Below are 16,459 nucleotides of genomic sequence, written 5' to 3' on the forward strand. Positions count from 1 at the left end.
TAGTCGATTTCTGGCGATCCTCTCCGCGTTCTGAGCCTAGCGATGTTTCCCCTGCGGGCGCATCAATGTACGGTATGTTTTGTTGCATTTTTGCGGCGTTGGGGACGGGTAGGATTATTGAATTTGATGCAGAATAATGCCACTATTGCGCGGTTTTAACGTCTCGTTCACCTGAACGCCCCTTTAAGCGCCGTTAGCGTATAGTTAAAGAGGATCGCCGATATGTCAGAGTCATTGCTTATGGTGCAAAATATTCGCGCCAGCTCGTTGATGATGTCTCTGCGCGTGTCTTCTTATCATCGCTGCGCGACCTGTTTCTCTTCCCGTCGATTATCCCCTTTCACCATGCGGTGAGGCGTTTTTTCGCTCACTGTTAGGCATGAGTAAAAATAGCGTGTTGCTCTGCTTTTACTGATGTCTATCGGATGGTGCTGTCAGCAGTTTTCCATTCTTGGCCTACAGTTCAGCTGTAGGGGTCATACGCTTGTCGTTGTTGATTGGCATTGTGATAGGTCGGGATTGTCATCCCTGAACGGTGTCTTCCTGGCACATACTTTTACCCTTACCGTTTGGGTTTGGTTACATGAAACAGTTAAAAATTGCGGCGAACGCGGCGGTTGCCACGCGCTTGATCACGACGCGCGAGATTGTCGCGCTTAGCCAGACAGACTTTACCGATGTGGCCGCGGTTGTGGTCTCGATTGAGGAAGCGCGCAGCGGCATTTTGTCGCTATTGCAACACACGGGTTTTACGATCCCGGCGTTCGTGGAAGAGCCGGATGAGGACAGAGAGTCAGATGTCCTGCCAGCGGGCAGCGCATGGCTGTCGCTGGATGATGACGGTGAGCATGCCACTGTGTTGGAACAGGCGGCGAAAGCCTATCAGGACGCGCTGCTGCCGCCGTTTTTCGATACGCTGACCAAATACGTCAAAATGAAAAATACGACGTTTGCCTGCCCGGGGCATCAGGGCGGTCAGTTCTTTCGCCGGCATCCTGCGGGACGTCAGTTTTTTGAGTTTTATGGCGAGAATATTTTTCGCTCGGACATTTGTAACGCCGACGTCAGGCTGGGTGATTTGCTGATTCATGAAGGCGCGGCGAAGAAGGCACAGAAGCACGCGGCGCGCGTGTTTAACGCGGATAAAACCTATTTTGTGTTAAACGGGACGTCTTCCGCGAACAAGGTGGTGACAAATGCGCTGCTGGCGCGCGGCGATCTGGTGCTGTTTGACCGTAACAACCATAAATCCAATCATCACGGCGCGCTGATTCAGGCGGGGGCGACGCCCGTCTATCTGGAAACCGTGCGCAATCCGTACGGTTTTATCGGCGGTGTGGATGCTCACTGTTTTGATGAGGCCTACCTGCGCAAGCTGGTTGCGGAAGTCGCCCCGGAACGTGCCGACGCGCCGCGTCCGTTCCGTCTGGCCGTGATCCAGCTCGGCACCTACGATGGGACGATTTATAACGCGCGTCAGGTGGTTGATAGCATCGGGCCCCTGTGCGACTACATCCTGTTTGATTCCGCCTGGGTCGGCTATGAGCAGTTCGTTCCGATGTTAGAGGCTTGTTCGCCGCTGTTGCTGGCGCTGGATGAGGACGATCCGGGGATTTTCGTTACCCAGTCGGTGCATAAGCAGCAGGCGGGCTTCTCTCAGACCTCGCAGATCCACAAAAAAGATACGCACATCAAAGGACAGCGCCGTTTCTGCAACCATAAGCAGTTGAATAACGCTTTTATGCTGCACGCCTCGACCAGTCCGTTTTACCCGCTGTTCGCGGCGTTGGATATCAATGCCAAAATGCATGAAGGCGCCAGCGGCCGCCGTCTGTGGATGGACTGTGTGAAGCTGGGCATTGAGGCGCGCAAACAACTGCTGGCGCGCTGTTCGCTCATCAAGCCGTTTGTGCCAGAGGTTGTCGGCGGCATGCGCTGGCAGGATCACGACACGGAAACGATCGCGCGGGATATTCGCTTCTTTAATTTTGAACCGGGTGAGAAATGGCACGCTTTTGCCGGGTATGCGCAGGATCAGTATGTCGTCGATCCGTGCAAGTTACTGCTGACCACGCCGGGTATTGATGCGATGAGCGGCGATTATACCGAGTTTGGTATTCCGGCGACGATCCTTGCCAACTATCTGCGCGAGCACGGTATCATCCCGGAAAAATGCGATATGAACTCGATCCTGTTTCTGTTAACGCCTGCGGAAGATGGCGCCAAAATGCGGGAGCTGGTTGATGCGCTGGTTCATTTTGAAGCACTGATTGCCCGTGATGCGCCGCTCAGTGAAGTGCTGCCCAGCCTGTATCAGAAGCATAAAGCGCGTTATCGGGGCTACCGGCTGCGTCGACTGTGTCAGGAAATGCATGATTTTTACGCCAGCCACGGCGTGAAAGATCTGCAAAAGGCGATGTTCCGTAAAACGGATTTCCCGCCCGCGGTCATGCTGCCGCAAGATGCCAACAGAGAATTCGTGCGCGGCAATATCGAACTGGTGCCGATTGCCGAAGCGGAAGGGCGCATCGCGGCGGAGGGCGCGTTGCCTTACCCGCCGGGCGTGCTGTGTGTGGTGCCGGGAGAGGTGTGGGGCGGCGCGGTGCAGCGTTATTTTCTGGCGCTGGAGGCGGGAATCAACCTGCTACCCGGTTTCTCTCCGGAGCTGCAAGGGGTTTACAGCATCGCGCAAGAGGATGGCCGCACGCGTTTGTTCGGTTATGTCATAGAGGCATAATGGCGTTTCACTTCAGGCTCGGAAACGACGAGCCTGAAGATCTTTTTTCTTAACCTATGTCGGGTGAAGGAGGGTTATTCGAGAGCGTATGCGCGTGTTCTATGCTTGTGCATCGGCCTGCGCCGCATCTTCTTCCGCCTGTCGTAAAATGGCTTTGGCAACCCATTGGGTAACATCCTGAATGTCATCTTCACCCAGATTCCAGATATCTTTCAGCACCAGAAAAACTTCAGAACCATAAATCAGCGATAGGGCGTAAATGACGCGCTGGTGCGCTTCAGGCGTCACTTTCCCTTCCAACGGTTCGGTTGCGATCTTGAGCAGGCGTTTACGGTTGCCGCGTATCAGCGTTTCTGTATTGAGACGCTTGGAACGGCGATCGGCCCATTGCTGAAGCGAAAGATGCAAGGCCGCGCGCAGCGCGCCTTCATGTTCCAGCATCCTTGGGTAGGCGAAACGCAACAGTTCGGAAACGCGCGCGTTGGCGTTCGGCTGTGTAGGACGCCACGCAAGAATCGGTCCCAGACTTTCGCCCACCACCGCAGAAACCAGCGCGCTTTGCGTCGGGAAGTACCGGTAGGCCGTCGCACGTGAAAGTTGAGCCGCAGAGGCAATGTCGGTAATGGAGGGAAATATACCCTGGTCAAACATATTCATGGCGGTATCAATTAGCAAACGGCGGGTTTTTGCCCGCGTCGATGTCAGTTTTTCGTCCCGTTCAATCACATAGACCTCATTGAATTTTTCGGGCCGGGTGCTTCCGGTCGGCCGACGTCAGTGCCTGAACTATAGCAAACGGAATGATTCTTGTGCTACGTCAAGCTTTCTTACTATGAACCTATTGCCATACATAACGTTTTGGGACTTTCGTCTCATTTAGTAATTTAATGATTTGTCTTTATGATACTTACGTCTCAATATGGCGATAAATTAAGCTTTTCTGTTTTCAATCTTTGTTATTACTCTTTATATCAAACTGTTAATGGTTTTGCTAAGGGTGGGAGGGATACCAGATGGGACGTGGCGTCGGCAGAATTTATATCGCAAGCACGGCAGATACTAAAGGGAAAGAACAGCTTTATGTTCGCGACCTGATTGCCGCCACCGGTTTGGAAACCGTCATGGTCGATCTCTCAACGACGGCGCCATCAACACGTTCGCCGGAGATGGAGACGGTAGATATCCGTGCCGAAACCGTCGCGTCTTTCCATCCGCAGGGCGCATCGGCGGTGTTTTGTCAGGACCGAGGGCAGGCGATTAATGGGATGGCCGCCGCGTTTGAGCGCTTTATGCTGTCTCGTAATGATGTGGCTGGTGTGCTGGGGCTTGGCGGCTCCGGCGGCACGGCGCTGATCACCCCCGCGATGCAGGCGCTGCCGATTGGCCTGCCAAAGTTGATGGTATCGACAATGGCATCCGGTGATATTTCCGGCTATATCGGTGCCAGCGATATCAGCATGATGTATTCCGTTACCGATGTGGCGGGTCTGAACCGTATTTCCCGTCAGGTTCTTGGCAACGCGGCGCATCAGATTGCCGGCGCCGTGAAGTTTCATATCCAGAAGGCGAGTGAAGACAAACCGGCGATTGGGCTGACGATGTTTGGCGTCACGACGCCGTGTATTCAGGAAGCCTGCCGCGCGCTGGAAACGGCGTTTGATTGTCTGGTTTTTCATGCGACCGGCAGCGGCGGGAAAGCGATGGAAAAGCTGGTGGACAGCCATTTGCTTTCCGGCGTGCTCGACGTCACCACGACAGAGGTATGCGATTTATTGTTTGACGGCGTGCTGGCCTGCGGGCCGGAACGGTTTGATGCGATAGCGAGGACGCAGGTGCCTTATGTCGCTTCGTGCGGCGCGCTGGATATGGTGAACTTTGGCGATCCCGCCAGCGTGCCGAAGAAATATGCACATCGCCTGTTTTACCATCATAACGCGCAGGTCACTCTGATGCGCACCACTGTCGATGAAAACATCGCTCTGGCGCGGTGGATTGGGGAGAAACTTAACCGCTGTGAAGGGGAGGTGCGCTTTCTGATCCCCGAAGAGGGATTCTCCGCGCTGGACGCGCCGGATCAGGCGTTTTGGCACCCTGAAGCGCGCACGGCGTTTATCAGCACGCTGGAGGGCGTCGTGCAGCAAACGGCAAAACGACAGATTATTCGTCTGCCTTTCCATATTAACGATCCTTTATTTGCCCACGCGGCTGTCGACACGTTTCGGGCGCTTATGAAGCAACAGGGAGAAGCATAATGTCAGGTATCTGTCGTCAGACGTTGCTGACGAAATTTCGTGAAATGATCGCCCGCCGTGAACCGATTATCGGCGGCGGTGCGGGGACGGGCCTTTCCGCAAAATGTGAAGAGGCCGGCGGCATTGACCTGATCGTGATCTATAACTCCGGGCGCTATCGTATGGCGGGGAGGGGGTCGCTGGCGGGCCTGCTGGCTTACGGTAACGCGAATGAGATCGTCGTGGATATGGCGAAGGAAGTCCTGCCTGTGGTGAAGCAAACGCCGGTATTGGCAGGGGTGAACGGTACCGATCCTTTTTGCCAGTTCGATAAATTCCTGGACGATCTGAAAGCGATGGGGTTTTCTGGCGTGCAAAATTTCCCGACGGTCGGGCTGATTGACGGCAAATTTCGCGCCAATCTGGAAGAAACCGGCATGGGATACGCGCTGGAGGTGGACATGATTCGGCTGGCGCATGAGAAAGACATGCTGACCACGCCTTATGTCTTCAGCGCGGAAGATGCGGTCGCAATGACCCGCGCGGGGGCGGATATCATTGTGCCGCACATGGGGCTCACCACCGGCGGCAAGATTGGTGCGGAAACGTCGCTCAATCTGGCGGATTGCGTTCCGTTGATTAACCACTGGGCGGATGCAGCGAAAGCTATTCGTCAGGATGTGATCGTGCTCTGTCATGGCGGGCCGATTTCAACACCGGAGGATGCGCAGTTTATTATGGCGCACTGTCCGCAGTGCGATGGTTTTTACGGCGCCAGCTCCATGGAGCGGCTGCCGACGGAAACGGCGTTAATGGCAACGACACAGCAGTTCAAAAAAATTAAGCGTTAATACATTTTTTGGGGCTTGATACTTAACCGATGTTCTAAACAGGAATAAAGGTGGGTGAATATTGCGCCAATATCAGGGGAAACGCGGCCAGAGCCTGGTGGCCGCGAGCATGCAAGTAAAAGTAATAATGAAGATAAGAACACGGTGCGTGAATGCTTCACCCGATGCGCGATGCCTTTTTAAAGCTGCTGAATTCTCAGCGTGGGGCTTCAGCGAACGTGACGCCCATCGCTCATCTGTGGTTATCTCTGAACCTTATCCGAACACGATAGTTTGATTGTCATAGGCGATCTCCATGCCTGTCGGCAGTGAATGTGATAGCAGCCACTCATCCAGCGAGTGATCGATATGCGTAAGCAGGAAACGTTTGGGGCGTAACCGGTTATATAAGACCGTAGCGCTGTTGATGTCGTTATGATTTTTGTCTGGCGTGTCGAGTGGCGGGTAAGTGCAATCTATAATGACGCCGTCGAGCGGCTGTTGACAGAGAAAAGCCAGAGAGCGTTCCGGAAGCCCTCGTGTGTCGGTCAGATAAGCCAACTGAACCTTTTCACCACGAATGAGATAGCCCCAGGTTAGACGAGAGTGCTGAAGAGGGATCGGTATCACGGTCAAAGGGCCTAGCGTATAACGGGAAAAAGGGGTGGGTAAAAACTGAAAATCCAGCAGGCCGGGGTGTTTGAAGAGATCGTCGCACCCCTTTGGGTCGGGCGGGGAAAATACCGGGATCCGGGGACCGTTACTCCAGCGCAGAGGAAAAAGACCCTGTACATGGTCCATATGATAATGCGTGAGTAAAATTCGCTGTCGTGGCGGCTCGTCGCGATCGGCGTCCAAAAGCCCCAGTGATAATAGATCCGCCCCGGCGTCGAGTAGTGTGCGGTCATTGCCGCATTGGATCAGCGCGCTACACGGGCGACGCAAGAACGCAGTGAATTGTCTTGCCTGCTGGCAACCCTGGCAATTGCAGCCAAACAGCGGCGCTGCCCGCACGCCTCCGGTGCCAATGAAAGTAAGTGATAAGGGGGAATCGACCACCGTGGGCCTCCTTATTTAACGGCTGTTGACGCCATCCAGTCCCAAAACATTCTGACCGTATTGTCCAATGGGCCGCTATTTGGCAGCCGTACGCAGGTTGGGGGCAGTACGCTTTGGTAATCGTCCGCCCGTTGCAGCCGCTCCTGTATTTGTTCCGCATTTTCCCTGCCGCGTTGTTGCAACCGTTGTCTGAGAATATCGGCGGGAACGGTTAAACAAAGCGGAAGCAAGCTGGGGCCATAGCGGGCTTCGGCCTGTGGCAGATAGGCGCGCGAGCCGTTGACGATAACGCTGAGTCCTTTTTCCAGCCACAGATCGATTTCGATACCGACGCCGTAATATAGCTGATGCGCCTGCCATGACAGGCAGAACAGCCCGCGCTGCTGACGATAGAGAAAATCGTGCTTGCTCAGTGCGATATGATTTTCGCCTCCTGAAGAGGCCGGACGCGTAATGTAGCGATGTGCAATCAGCAATTGACGGGCGCTGGCCTGAGGCGCCAGCGCGGTTAACAGACTATCCTTGCCACAGCCCGATGCGCCAATCAGATAAATGAGTCTGGCCATTAGTAGACCCTTTCACCTTGCCGCCACACGGACTGGATGTAAGGCTGCTGCTGGTGTGTTTTTACCAGTAGCAGGTCAGCACGCAGACCGATAGCGAGGGTTCCTCTGTCATCAAATCCCAGTGCCTGAGCGGGATGGCGCGTGGCCATGGCGACACTTTGCGGCAGCGTGTGAGGTAATGTTTCATCCCCTGCGATTTTGAAAACGGCATCCAGCAAGCTGACGGGAAAATAATCTGAAGAGAGTATCGTGAGTACGTCTTCGTGGGCCAGTTGCAGCGCGGAAACATTGCCGGAGTGTGATTTACCGCGCACGACGTTCGGTGCGCCCATCATCACCTGGAGATGTTTTTGGTAGGCAAGGCGAGCAGCCTCCAGCGTCGTCGGGAATTCGGCAATGTTTACGCCCAGAGCATAAGACTCATCGATGTGCGCTTCGGTGGCGTCATCATGGCTGGACAGCGGGAGTCCGAGTTCGCGGCATTGGGCAGCAATGGATTCACGATTAGGCTGCGACCACTGTGCGGCGAAGTCGAGCTGCTGTTGGGTAAATTCATCCATCTGGCTATTGGTCAGATGGTATTTCCCTTGATAGTAGGTGCGGTATTTTTCTCGCGAAATAAATTGACGTTGCCCCGGTGAATGATCCATCAGAGAAACCAGATGCAGCTCAGGCAGCGATTTCAGCTTTTCGAACAGCGGAAGCGTGGTGTTGTGCGGTAGTTCGCAGCGTAAATGGATGTAGTGGTCGGCACGGTTAAGCGTGTTTTTTCGCGAAAATTGAATGGCATCAATCATCGTCTGAAGGTTTTCCATGCGGTGCCCGCCGGCACGAACATCGCCAATGGCGATGGCATCAAGTACGGTAGTTATACCGCTGCTGATGATGCCCGCGTCATGGCTTTTCATCGCCGAGGCCGCAGGCCAACTGACGCCGGGACGCGGTGTGAAACATTTGTCCAGATTGTCGGTATGCAGCTCAATCAGACCGGGTAATAACCAATTTCCCTCACCGTCCAGCGCGGCGGGTAAACGGCTTGGCGTATCGGAAATGTCGCGGATCATGCCGTTATCAATATGGATTGAACCGAAAATGACATCACTGGCGGTAACGATATGGACATTATTGATAATCATGCTTTATCCCTTCTCAGATACATTTTCTTGCAGCGTGAACAGGCGATCGGACACCTTTTCCCGGATTTCGCGGTCATGAAAAATGCCGATGATCGCAGTATCGCGCTGCTTGGCTTCCAGAATCAGTTCTGCCACCGTTTGGCGGTTTTTATCGTCCAGCGAGGCCGTCGGTTCATCCAGCAGCAGGATGGGGTAGTGGGAAATAAAACCTCTGGCAATATTAATGCGCTGCTGTTCCCCGCCGGAAAACGTCGAGGGCGCCAGTGACCACAGCCGTTTGGGAATGCGTAATCGCGCCAGTAGCTGACGGGCGCGTTCCGCACTTTCCTTCCTCTCAATACCTTGTTCGATCAAGGGTTGCATCACGATATCTAACGTACTGATGCGAGGGATAACGTGCAGAAACTGGCTTACCCAGCCTAACGTTTCCCGCCGAATCGCGAAGATCGTGCGTGCTGGCGCAGTGACTATGTTTATGGGCGTTTGGTGATGTGTAACCCAGATCGAACCGCTATCCGCCTGATAATTTGCATAGAGCGTGCGTAATAGTGTCGATTTACCGCAACCGGATTGCCCATGAAGGGCGACGCACTCGCCTTTTTTCGCGTTAAGGTTGATGTTGGAGAGAACGGGTAAACGCGCCCCGTCCTGATTATGCAAAACGAATGTTTTTGACAGATTTTCAACGTTGATTTGTATGGCCGGTGTAACCTGATACATGGATGTCCCTCCCATAAATGTCGTCGATACGTGTGACGGGATCCCCCGCGCGGTCCCCTTATAGGGTCATACCAAAACGGATGAAGTCAGTAGCTGGGTATAGGGGTGAAGCGGGTCGTCGAGAACGCGGTCGGTCAGCCCGCTTTCTACAATTTTCCCTTTTTGCATCACCATCAATCGATGTGTCAGGAGTCTGGCTACCCCCAAGTCGTGAGTAACAATGACGACGGCCAGCTTCATGTCGACAACCAGACTACGCAGCAGGTCCAGCAGCCGGGCCTGAACGGAAACGTCTAACCCGCTGGTGGGTTCATCCATGAAGATCAGGCGGGGGGAGGTGACCAGATTGCAGGCAATTTGCAGGCGTTGCTGCATCCCCCCTGAAAACGCAACGGGTTTGTCATCCAGCCGATTAAGGGGAATTTCGACATATTCGAGCCATTTCGCCGCTTCCTGACGGATGTTCCCGTAATGGCGCTGGCCGATGGCCATCAGTCTTTCGCCAATGTTTCCGCCCGCCGATATTTGCGGGCGCAGACCGTCCAGCGCGTGTTGATACACGACTCCCCACTCATGGCGGAGTAATTGCCGGCGCCGATTTTCGCTAATGGCATAAACGTCCAGCGTTTCCTCGTCGGTGTGGCCATACGTGACTTGACCGTGCTGTGGAAGCAACTGGCCGCTTAATGCTCTGAGCAGGGTGCTTTTGCCCGAACCCGACTCACCAACGATGCCTAATACTTCACCGGGATAGAGTTCAAAAGACACGTCGGAAAATCCGGTGTCCGGGGTGTAGAGATAGGTCAGTTCCCGCACGCTGAGCAACGGTGCGGTGGATAATGATAGTTTCATAACCCCTGTTCCTCTTGATGTTGTTGGCAGAAGTCGGTGTCCGAGCACACAAACATGCGTTTCCCGCGATCGTCCAGCACGACCTCATCGAGAAAACTGTGCCGTGAACCGCATAGCGCACAGGGTTGCTCCCATTGCTGTACGGTGAAAGGATGATCTTCAAAATCAAGACTCTTCACCTCAGTAAAGGGCGGCAATGCATAAATGCGTTTTTCCCGCCCGGCGCCGAAGAGTTGCAGGGCCGGCATCATATGCATTTTGGGGTTGTCAAATTTGGGAATGGGGGACGGATCCATCACATAGCGTCGGTTAACCAGCACGGGATAGGCATACGTCGTCGCAATGTGGCCGTAGTGCGCGATGTCTTCATAGAGCTTTACATGCATTACACCGTATTCTTCCAGCGCATGCATTTTGCGCGTTTCCGTTTCCCGCGGTTCGATAAAACGCAGCGGTTCAGGGATAGGCACCTGAAACACGATGATTTGCCCGTTTTTCAGTGGCGTTTCAGGGATGCGATGGCGGGTTTGTATCAGCGTGGCTTGCGCGGTATGCGTGGTCGTTTTCGCTTGCGTTACCCGCTGGAAGAAGTGGCGGATTGACACGGCGTTAGTAGTATCGTCAGATCCTTGATCGATCACTTTCAGGGTGTCATCGTGACCAATCAGACTGGCGGTGACCTGAATACCGCCGGTGCCCCACCCGTAAGGCATCGGCATTTCCCGCCCGCCAAAGGGCACCTGGAACCCAGGGATCGCGACCGCTTTTAAAATCGCCCGGCGGATCATGCGCTTACTCTGTTCGTCGAGGTAGCCCATGTTATAACCGGTTAACTGGGTGTTATTCATGGTATTGATCCTCAAAGTCCTCACGCAATTGCCGCAGTAAACTCAGTTCAGACTGAAAATCGACATAGTGGGGGAGTTTCAGGTGAGAGATAAACCCGGATGCGTCCACGTTATCTGCATGGGAAAGAACAAACTCTTCATCCTGCGCGGGACTGGTGATCGGTTCCCCGTACTCCGCCGCGCGTAGCGATCTGTCCACCAGCGCCATCGACATCGCTTTCCTCTCCGAGCGGCCAAAGACCAGACCATAGCCGCGGGTAAAGCGGGGGATTTCACCGGGAATCGTGCGAATGCTATTGACCATCTCGCATTCGGTCAGCAGGATTTCGCCGATCGCGATCGGAAAGCCGAGCTCTTCCGGTATGCAGGTCAGGCTGATATAGCCTGTCCGAATCTCGCCCACGAAGGGGTGATTACGTCCGTATCCACGCTGAATGGAGTAGCCAAGAGAAAGCAGAAACCCCTCATCGGTTCTGACCAACTGTTGTAAACGTGCTGAACGGCTGCATGGATAGGTCAGGGGCTGACGGGTGATATCGTCTGGCATGCTTCCGTCGTCAGTCTCTTTTTCGATCAAACCTTCTCGTATCATTAAACTGAAAATGCGCGGGCTATGCGCCGTATGCTCGCTCTCACGCCGAGGGATTGGGGTCTCCGGCGTTTCATCAAAGAGGGCAAAATTCAGCAGGCGATGGGTGTAATCATAGGTTGGGCCGAGGACTTGTCCGCCGGGAATATCTTTGTAGATGGCGGAGATACGGCGCTCCAGCCTTATCTCGCCCATATCGAGAGGCTCACTGTTCATAAAGCGGGAAAGCGTTGTGCGGTAGGCGCGAAGCAGGAAAATCGCCTCGACCAGATCGCCGCTGGCCTGTTTGATTGCCAGAGCGGCCAGGCCGGGATCGTAAACCCCGCCTTCATTCATCACGCGCTGTACCCCCAGTTCCAACTGTTGTTCAATCTGGGCGCATTCGACTTCACGTTGAGCATTATCGCCCCGACGCTGGTGTTCCTGTAGCTGATGCGCGGCGGCGATGGCCTTTTCTCCACCTTTAACGGCGACGTACATTAGTTCACCTCCACCTGAGTTGTTCTTGGGATAGCCAGTAGCTGCTCACCGCAGGTAAAAATAAAATCCAGCCCTTGGGGGAAGTGCGTCGGGCGATGGCAAAGATAGTGAATGAGGGCCTCTGGCAACTGCGCCGATAGCGTGCGCGTCGTTTTAATTCCCGGACCGCTTAACGTCATTGAGTGTCCGCCGTTGAAGTCCGGGAGCGCCATAATGACCGTGGTGCTTTGGTCCGGGCTTTCTGTGCTGCCAATGGAAAAATGCCGCAGTAGCGCAGGCGAAAAATCCGCGTCCAGTAACGCATAGGCGGCATGGCTGGCGTCCTGGGTTAAGACGGCACCGGTATGAAAACGCAGATTTTCCTGCAACGTGGTTTGGCAAAACGACGGCGCAAGATAAAGTGGGGTGTCATGATCGGAAAGAGTGAGCAGCACCGCGCAGGCGGCGGGTGACAGGCCGGGCCAGCAAAGATCGGTGTTCAGTGTTACAAGATGTCCCGGCTCGCTCATCGCGGTCAGGATGGCTCTGAAGGATTGCTGAGCATCGGTAACGGGGTCTGAAAAACCGTTCAGAAGCGCCATTAATCTTCTCCTCTTACCAATGTGAAGAAATCCACCTGACTGGCAGCAATGGCCTGTGCCCGTTGCTTACGCAGTGAGAGCAACTGGTCGTAAAGCGGTTCAATCAGGGCGTTCTGTAACTGGCGGTGCAGTGAGGGACGTTGTAACAGCGCATCAATCAGCGCGCTGAGTTCGGCATGCGGTTTGTTGCGGCCGATGACATAGCTATAGCCATAGGATGATGGCGCGCTATGTTCGCTTAATTGCACAACGGCGCGGGTCACGGTGACATCTCCCATGAAAAAGCGCTGTCCTTCTCCTCCCATCCGCGCCTGTACCTGGATCATGCCGACTTCCGGCGGTCTGATGAGGCGATAATTCGGCGTTATGCCAAGAGACTGCCATTGTGTTTGTAGCCTCTCAGGGTCGCTATGCGCCAACACTGACATCCAATGTTGGCGAACGGAATCTGTACTCATAATCTGTCCTGTTTTATCAATGAGCAGGGTCCTGCATGCCGCGCGAGAACGGGCATCATCGCAATATGCCCATCATCTCGACCAAACGCGGCTATGCTCTCCTTTCTTGCAGAAAAGCCATGAATTCAGTTTTATTCTCGATCGGGCTGCGTTTAGGGCGTCCTAAGTCGGCCCGGTTTCCTGGGCGGGATAACACCTCAATAAAGGCGCTCTGAGGCTGGGACAACGCGGCGGTGAGCGAGTCATGAAGTTGCTGTGGGGTTCTCACCGTCTGCGCGTAGCGGTAGCCCGCGGCCCGCGCGATATCGGACAGGCATAAATGCATCGCCATGGTTGGCTGCCCCCCCACAGAGTCATAAACGCCGTTGTTGACAACAATATGCAGTAGGTTGTCGCGCTGTGCGGTATTGGTCAGCCCGCCCATGTGCATGAGTAGCGCCCCGTCGCCATCCAGACACACTACGCGTCGTTTTGGCGAGGCCAATGCAATGCCGAGCGCGATTTGTGAGGCGTGCCCCATGCCGCCAACCGTCAGAAAATCTCTCGCATGACCTGACTGCTGTTGCTCTCGCAGTTCATAGAGTTCTCTGGATAACATGCCCGTCGTGCTGACAATAGGGGCATCCGCCGGCAGTTTTTTCAGACAATGGGCAACGATTTCTTCCCGCGTCATGTCGCCTGATAGGGGGGTGAATGGCGCTGGCGAGGTGTTTTCAACGGCGGAAAACGTGTTTTTTCGACAGACCAATGCCACAGGGCGCTTCTCTCTTTGCGCCTTTTCCAGTAGCGCGACGATTGCGTCCTGTGGCCCTTGCTGTTCTGCATCCATAACGAGGTAGGGGATATCCAACGTTTCAAGCAAGGACAGCGTGACTTTTCCCTGCTTAACGTGCTGAGGCTCGTCATGGATTTGCTGGCCGTTGTCGCTTAATTCACAGCGCCAGCCAATAATCAGCAGCGCGGGAATCGAATAAACATGGATATCACTGAGTGAACAGTAGGGGTTAATTAAATTCCCTAACCCTGAATTTTGTAAATAAATAGCGGGCGTTTTGTTTGTCGCCAAATAATAGCCGATGGCGATGCCCATTGCTGTCCCTTCATTACAGGCCGTAATGTGTTGAGTGGGCTTTTCCGCGGATGAAATCGCACGGCAGAGATGTTTTAAAAGAGAGTCAGGTACGCCGGTATAAAAATCAATTCCTTGCTTAAGCAATTGCACTATGAATTCATCGGGAGAAATCATAGATACCTCCTGTAGTGTTAACTCTGGTTGGGGTGTTATTTTGTTCCCGGAATTAAATTGAGGATCTCATTTATGGGCATGCATTTGTCCTCAATTTCCTGAGTTCTTCCATACTTGAGAATGTCGCTCAGTATATTGCGCATGGCCGGATAGGATGCCCGAAGCAAATGGTTAGCGTAAATGATGATGTTAAACCCGTAATCGGATAGTTCATTAAAAGTAATATTATTAAAGCTGGTGGGGACGCAAACCAGCGGCGTATCCGGTGCGGATTGTTTGAATATTTTAGCGAATTCGATGATTTCATTCGGCTCTTTTTTTCTGCTATGAATCATAATGCCATCCGCGCCGGCCTCAACGTAGGTTAGTGCGCGATCAATCGCGTCTTTCATTCCTGCATTGAGAATCAAGCTTTCCACGCGGGCAATAACCATGAAATCCTCCGTCAGCTGATGCTGCTTCGCGGCGGAAATCTTTTGTGCAAAGTGAACCGGGTCGTCCTGAGTTTGCTTGACGTCAGTACCAAATAGCGAGTTTTTCTTCAATCCGGTTTTATCTTCAATAATGATCGTCGATATTCCGAGCTTCTCGGCGGCATTAATATGATAAGGAAGATGTTCAATCTGACCGCCGGTATCCCCGTCGAGAATAAGCGGTTTCGTCGTAACATCGAAAATATCGTTAATACTGTTCATGCGGCTATTCAGCGACAGCAGTTCGATATCGGGTTTTCCTCGCACGGTTGAATCGGTCAATGAGCTGGACCAGAAGGCATCAAACTCAATATTTTTTTTGCCATCATGATAGTTTGCCTGCTCAACCAGAAGCGCGGCCAGCGGGCTATGGGCTTCCATTACGCGAATACTGTGTTTTTTCTCAAGCGCCCGCTTGAGTGATTTACGTCTTTCATCAGGCGTGATGCTGCTAAGTCGGTTAGTCTCATTCATGATAAATTCCCTCTCAATTTCAATGATGATGGGTTTTCAGAAAGGCCATATAGGCGGTTTGATCGACGCGATCGGGATATTGCGCCAAGGCTTGCTGATAGGCATTTTGCAGTTCCCGATAAAAAAAACTGTCAGTCTCTGTTGCAAGAAACAGGGAAGCCGCGAGTTTTATATCCTTCACTCGTAAATGAAGCGGAAAAGAAATGCTGCTATCTTCACGTTGGTATTTATCTAACAACACATCCATGTACGCGGAGCGCCCCCTTCCCATCGGAAGCGACTGACAAATTTTTTCCTTCTTTAGTCCTATTTTTTCGGCCAGAATAATCGCTTCTGCCGCAACAGCCATATTCATTGCTTCGCAATAATTGTTAATTACCTTGATTCCCTGAGCGTGGCGATTGTTTTCCATCAACGTATACTGTTTGCAGATCGTGGCGATGATCTCGATAACCTGTTGATTATCTTTTTCCGGGATTTTACCGACATAGGCAATCAGTTCACCTTTGAGCGCCCCTTCGGGGCCGCCGGAAACCGGGAGTTCGGTATAATCAAAATTGATACTCGCCATAAAATCATTAACCCGATCTGATTCGTCAGGCCCCAGCGTGCTGGTGTTAATCATTAACCCTCGTTGACGGAAAAAAGGCTTGTCACTCAATAACGGCATAAACGTTGAAATAATGCTTTCCGCATCGTTCAAACAGGCAATCGTTATATTGGTATTGATTATTTCATTGATGCTATGAAGTGGGTTTGCTCCGAGGTCAATAGCCTGTTTGTATTTGCTCTTTGTTCTGTTGAATACCGAGGTGTTATATTTTTCATTTAAAAATCGCGACATTAGCGCAAATCCTAATGAGCCTATTCCAACGATATTGATATTCATTCCCATCTCTAATCTCCATTCGTTATCGGCACGAGATCGGTGTGGATTAATCAGAAGGTGCTTTACCGTATGGGATATTTTTCCTTTTGGGAAAAGGAAAAAACTAATATTTATTATGAGATAAATTCATAATAGAGAAAATAAATAATCCGATGTTTCATGGTGAAGGGAATAAATGTTAGTATTGCGAGGAAGTTGGAGAGGGATTTGGATTTTTTTGAAATTATTATCATGATGAAGATTAATTGAATGGTATTGCTTATAATATTATTTATGGTCTATATGGATGG

General features: G+C 52.7%; 17 protein-coding genes. 4 read left to right on the forward strand and 13 right to left on the reverse strand.

The window, feature by feature from the left end; genetic code table 11:
- The first annotated feature begins 222 nt into the window (after positions 1-222).
- Positions 223-354 (forward strand): hypothetical protein, encoded by a 132-nt coding sequence (locus EDC54_RS18135; RefSeq protein ID WP_268991080.1) that lies wholly within the window; start codon positions 223-225, stop codon positions 352-354.
- Positions 355-583: 229 nt separating this feature from the next.
- Positions 584-2,737 carry an ornithine decarboxylase gene (locus EDC54_RS00500; protein ID WP_132452214.1) on the forward strand — a complete coding sequence of 718 codons (2,154 nt, stop codon included), beginning with the start codon at positions 584-586 and terminating at the stop codon, positions 2,735-2,737.
- 99 nt (positions 2,738-2,836) lie between these two features.
- Here EDC54_RS00500 and EDC54_RS00505 read toward each other — a convergent pair whose 3' ends face one another.
- Entirely contained in the window at positions 2,837-3,463 is a 627-nt protein-coding gene (locus tag EDC54_RS00505) for a TetR/AcrR family transcriptional regulator (RefSeq protein ID WP_132452215.1), read from the reverse strand.
- A gap of 287 nt (positions 3,464-3,750) precedes the next feature.
- On the opposite strand from EDC54_RS00505, the gene EDC54_RS00510 reads away from it, so the two are divergent.
- Both EDC54_RS00510 and EDC54_RS00515 read left to right on the forward strand, forming a co-directional pair.
- Positions 3,751-4,989: a Tm-1-like ATP-binding domain-containing protein gene (locus EDC54_RS00510; RefSeq protein ID WP_132452216.1), complete on the forward strand. Its 1,239-nt coding sequence runs from the start codon at positions 3,751-3,753 to the stop codon at positions 4,987-4,989.
- Positions 4,989-5,819, forward strand: a complete 831-nt coding sequence (locus EDC54_RS00515; protein WP_132452217.1) for a phosphoenolpyruvate hydrolase family protein — start codon at positions 4,989-4,991, stop codon at positions 5,817-5,819. The genes EDC54_RS00510 and EDC54_RS00515 overlap by 1 nt, the downstream gene beginning before the upstream one ends.
- Positions 5,820-6,074: 255 nt before the next feature.
- Here the strand turns inward: EDC54_RS00515 and phnP are convergent, their stop codons facing one another.
- From phnP to EDC54_RS00575, 12 genes are all read right to left on the reverse strand, one after another.
- A complete protein-coding gene (phnP, locus tag EDC54_RS00520) occupies positions 6,075-6,857 on the reverse strand; it encodes a phosphonate metabolism protein PhnP (protein WP_132452218.1) in 783 nt (260 codons plus the stop codon).
- Positions 6,858-6,868: 11 nt separating this feature from the next.
- Complete coding sequence (gene phnN, locus EDC54_RS00525; RefSeq protein WP_132452219.1) at positions 6,869-7,423, reverse strand: ribose 1,5-bisphosphokinase; 555 nt, start codon at positions 7,421-7,423, stop codon at positions 6,869-6,871.
- Positions 7,423-8,559, reverse strand: coding sequence for an alpha-D-ribose 1-methylphosphonate 5-triphosphate diphosphatase (gene phnM, locus EDC54_RS00530; RefSeq protein ID WP_132452220.1), 1,137 nt, complete (start codon positions 8,557-8,559; stop codon positions 7,423-7,425). The genes phnN and phnM overlap by 1 nt, the downstream gene beginning before the upstream one ends.
- Positions 8,560-8,562: 3 nt before the next feature.
- Positions 8,563-9,279, reverse strand: a complete 717-nt coding sequence (phnL, locus tag EDC54_RS00535; protein WP_132452221.1) for a phosphonate C-P lyase system protein PhnL — start codon at positions 9,277-9,279, stop codon at positions 8,563-8,565.
- A gap of 66 nt (positions 9,280-9,345) precedes the next feature.
- Positions 9,346-10,131 (reverse strand): phosphonate C-P lyase system protein PhnK, encoded by a 786-nt coding sequence (gene phnK, locus EDC54_RS00540; protein WP_132452222.1) that lies wholly within the window; start codon positions 10,129-10,131, stop codon positions 9,346-9,348.
- Positions 10,128-10,979 (reverse strand): alpha-D-ribose 1-methylphosphonate 5-phosphate C-P-lyase PhnJ, encoded by an 852-nt coding sequence (locus tag EDC54_RS00545; protein ID WP_132452223.1) that lies wholly within the window; start codon positions 10,977-10,979, stop codon positions 10,128-10,130. The genes phnK and EDC54_RS00545 overlap by 4 nt, the downstream gene beginning before the upstream one ends.
- The gene (locus EDC54_RS00550) at positions 10,972-12,048 is read right to left on the reverse strand and encodes a carbon-phosphorus lyase complex subunit PhnI (RefSeq protein ID WP_132452224.1); all 1,077 of its coding nucleotides are present in this window, start codon (positions 12,046-12,048) and stop codon (positions 10,972-10,974) included. Before EDC54_RS00550 ends, EDC54_RS00545 begins: the two co-directional genes overlap by 8 nt.
- Complete coding sequence (phnH, locus tag EDC54_RS00555) at positions 12,048-12,629, reverse strand: phosphonate C-P lyase system protein PhnH (RefSeq protein WP_132452225.1); 582 nt, start codon at positions 12,627-12,629, stop codon at positions 12,048-12,050. The genes EDC54_RS00550 and phnH overlap by 1 nt, the downstream gene beginning before the upstream one ends.
- Positions 12,629-13,090 (reverse strand): phosphonate C-P lyase system protein PhnG, encoded by a 462-nt coding sequence (gene phnG / locus EDC54_RS00560; RefSeq protein WP_380895385.1) that lies wholly within the window; start codon positions 13,088-13,090, stop codon positions 12,629-12,631. Before phnG ends, phnH begins: the two co-directional genes overlap by 1 nt.
- Before the next feature lie 88 nt (positions 13,091-13,178).
- A complete protein-coding gene (gene aepY, locus EDC54_RS00565) occupies positions 13,179-14,333 on the reverse strand; it encodes a phosphonopyruvate decarboxylase (protein WP_132452227.1) in 1,155 nt (384 codons plus the stop codon).
- A 35-nt stretch (positions 14,334-14,368) separates the two neighbouring features.
- A complete protein-coding gene (gene aepX, locus EDC54_RS00570; RefSeq protein ID WP_132452228.1) occupies positions 14,369-15,280 on the reverse strand; it encodes a phosphoenolpyruvate mutase in 912 nt (303 codons plus the stop codon).
- A gap of 19 nt (positions 15,281-15,299) precedes the next feature.
- Positions 15,300-16,175, reverse strand: a complete 876-nt coding sequence (locus tag EDC54_RS00575; protein WP_132452229.1) for an NAD(P)-dependent oxidoreductase — start codon at positions 16,173-16,175, stop codon at positions 15,300-15,302.
- Positions 16,176-16,459: the final 284 nt, after the last annotated feature.

Source organism: Samsonia erythrinae (genome assembly GCF_004342665.1).
GTDB lineage: Bacteria > Pseudomonadota > Gammaproteobacteria > Enterobacterales > Enterobacteriaceae > Samsonia > Samsonia erythrinae.

What these genes read in the sequence shown, in the direction of transcription:
- EDC54_RS18135 (WP_268991080.1), top strand. Translation starts at nt 223, where the DNA reads ATGTCAGAGTCATTGCTTATGGTGCAAAATATTCGCGCCAGCTCGTTG.
- EDC54_RS00500 (WP_132452214.1), top strand. Translation starts at nt 584, where the DNA reads ATGAAACAGTTAAAAATTGCGGCGAACGCGGCGGTTGCCACGCGCTTG.
- EDC54_RS00510 (WP_132452216.1), top strand. Translation starts at nt 3,751, where the DNA reads ATGGGACGTGGCGTCGGCAGAATTTATATCGCAAGCACGGCAGATACT.
- EDC54_RS00515 (WP_132452217.1), top strand. Translation starts at nt 4,989, where the DNA reads ATGTCAGGTATCTGTCGTCAGACGTTGCTGACGAAATTTCGTGAAATG.
- phnN (WP_132452219.1), bottom strand. Translation starts at nt 7,423, where the DNA reads ATGGCCAGACTCATTTATCTGATTGGCGCATCGGGCTGTGGCAAGGAT.
- phnM (WP_132452220.1), bottom strand. Translation starts at nt 8,559, where the DNA reads ATGATTATCAATAATGTCCATATCGTTACCGCCAGTGATGTCATTTTC.
- phnL (WP_132452221.1), bottom strand. Translation starts at nt 9,279, where the DNA reads ATGTATCAGGTTACACCGGCCATACAAATCAACGTTGAAAATCTGTCA.
- phnK (WP_132452222.1), bottom strand. Translation starts at nt 10,131, where the DNA reads ATGAAACTATCATTATCCACCGCACCGTTGCTCAGCGTGCGGGAACTG.
- EDC54_RS00545 (WP_132452223.1), bottom strand. Translation starts at nt 10,979, where the DNA reads ATGAATAACACCCAGTTAACCGGTTATAACATGGGCTACCTCGACGAA.
- EDC54_RS00550 (WP_132452224.1), bottom strand. Translation starts at nt 12,048, where the DNA reads ATGTACGTCGCCGTTAAAGGTGGAGAAAAGGCCATCGCCGCCGCGCAT.
- phnH (WP_132452225.1), bottom strand. Translation starts at nt 12,629, where the DNA reads ATGGCGCTTCTGAACGGTTTTTCAGACCCCGTTACCGATGCTCAGCAA.
- aepY (WP_132452227.1), bottom strand. Translation starts at nt 14,333, where the DNA reads ATGATTTCTCCCGATGAATTCATAGTGCAATTGCTTAAGCAAGGAATT.
- aepX (WP_132452228.1), bottom strand. Translation starts at nt 15,280, where the DNA reads ATGAATGAGACTAACCGACTTAGCAGCATCACGCCTGATGAAAGACGT.
- EDC54_RS00575 (WP_132452229.1), bottom strand. Translation starts at nt 16,175, where the DNA reads ATGGGAATGAATATCAATATCGTTGGAATAGGCTCATTAGGATTTGCG.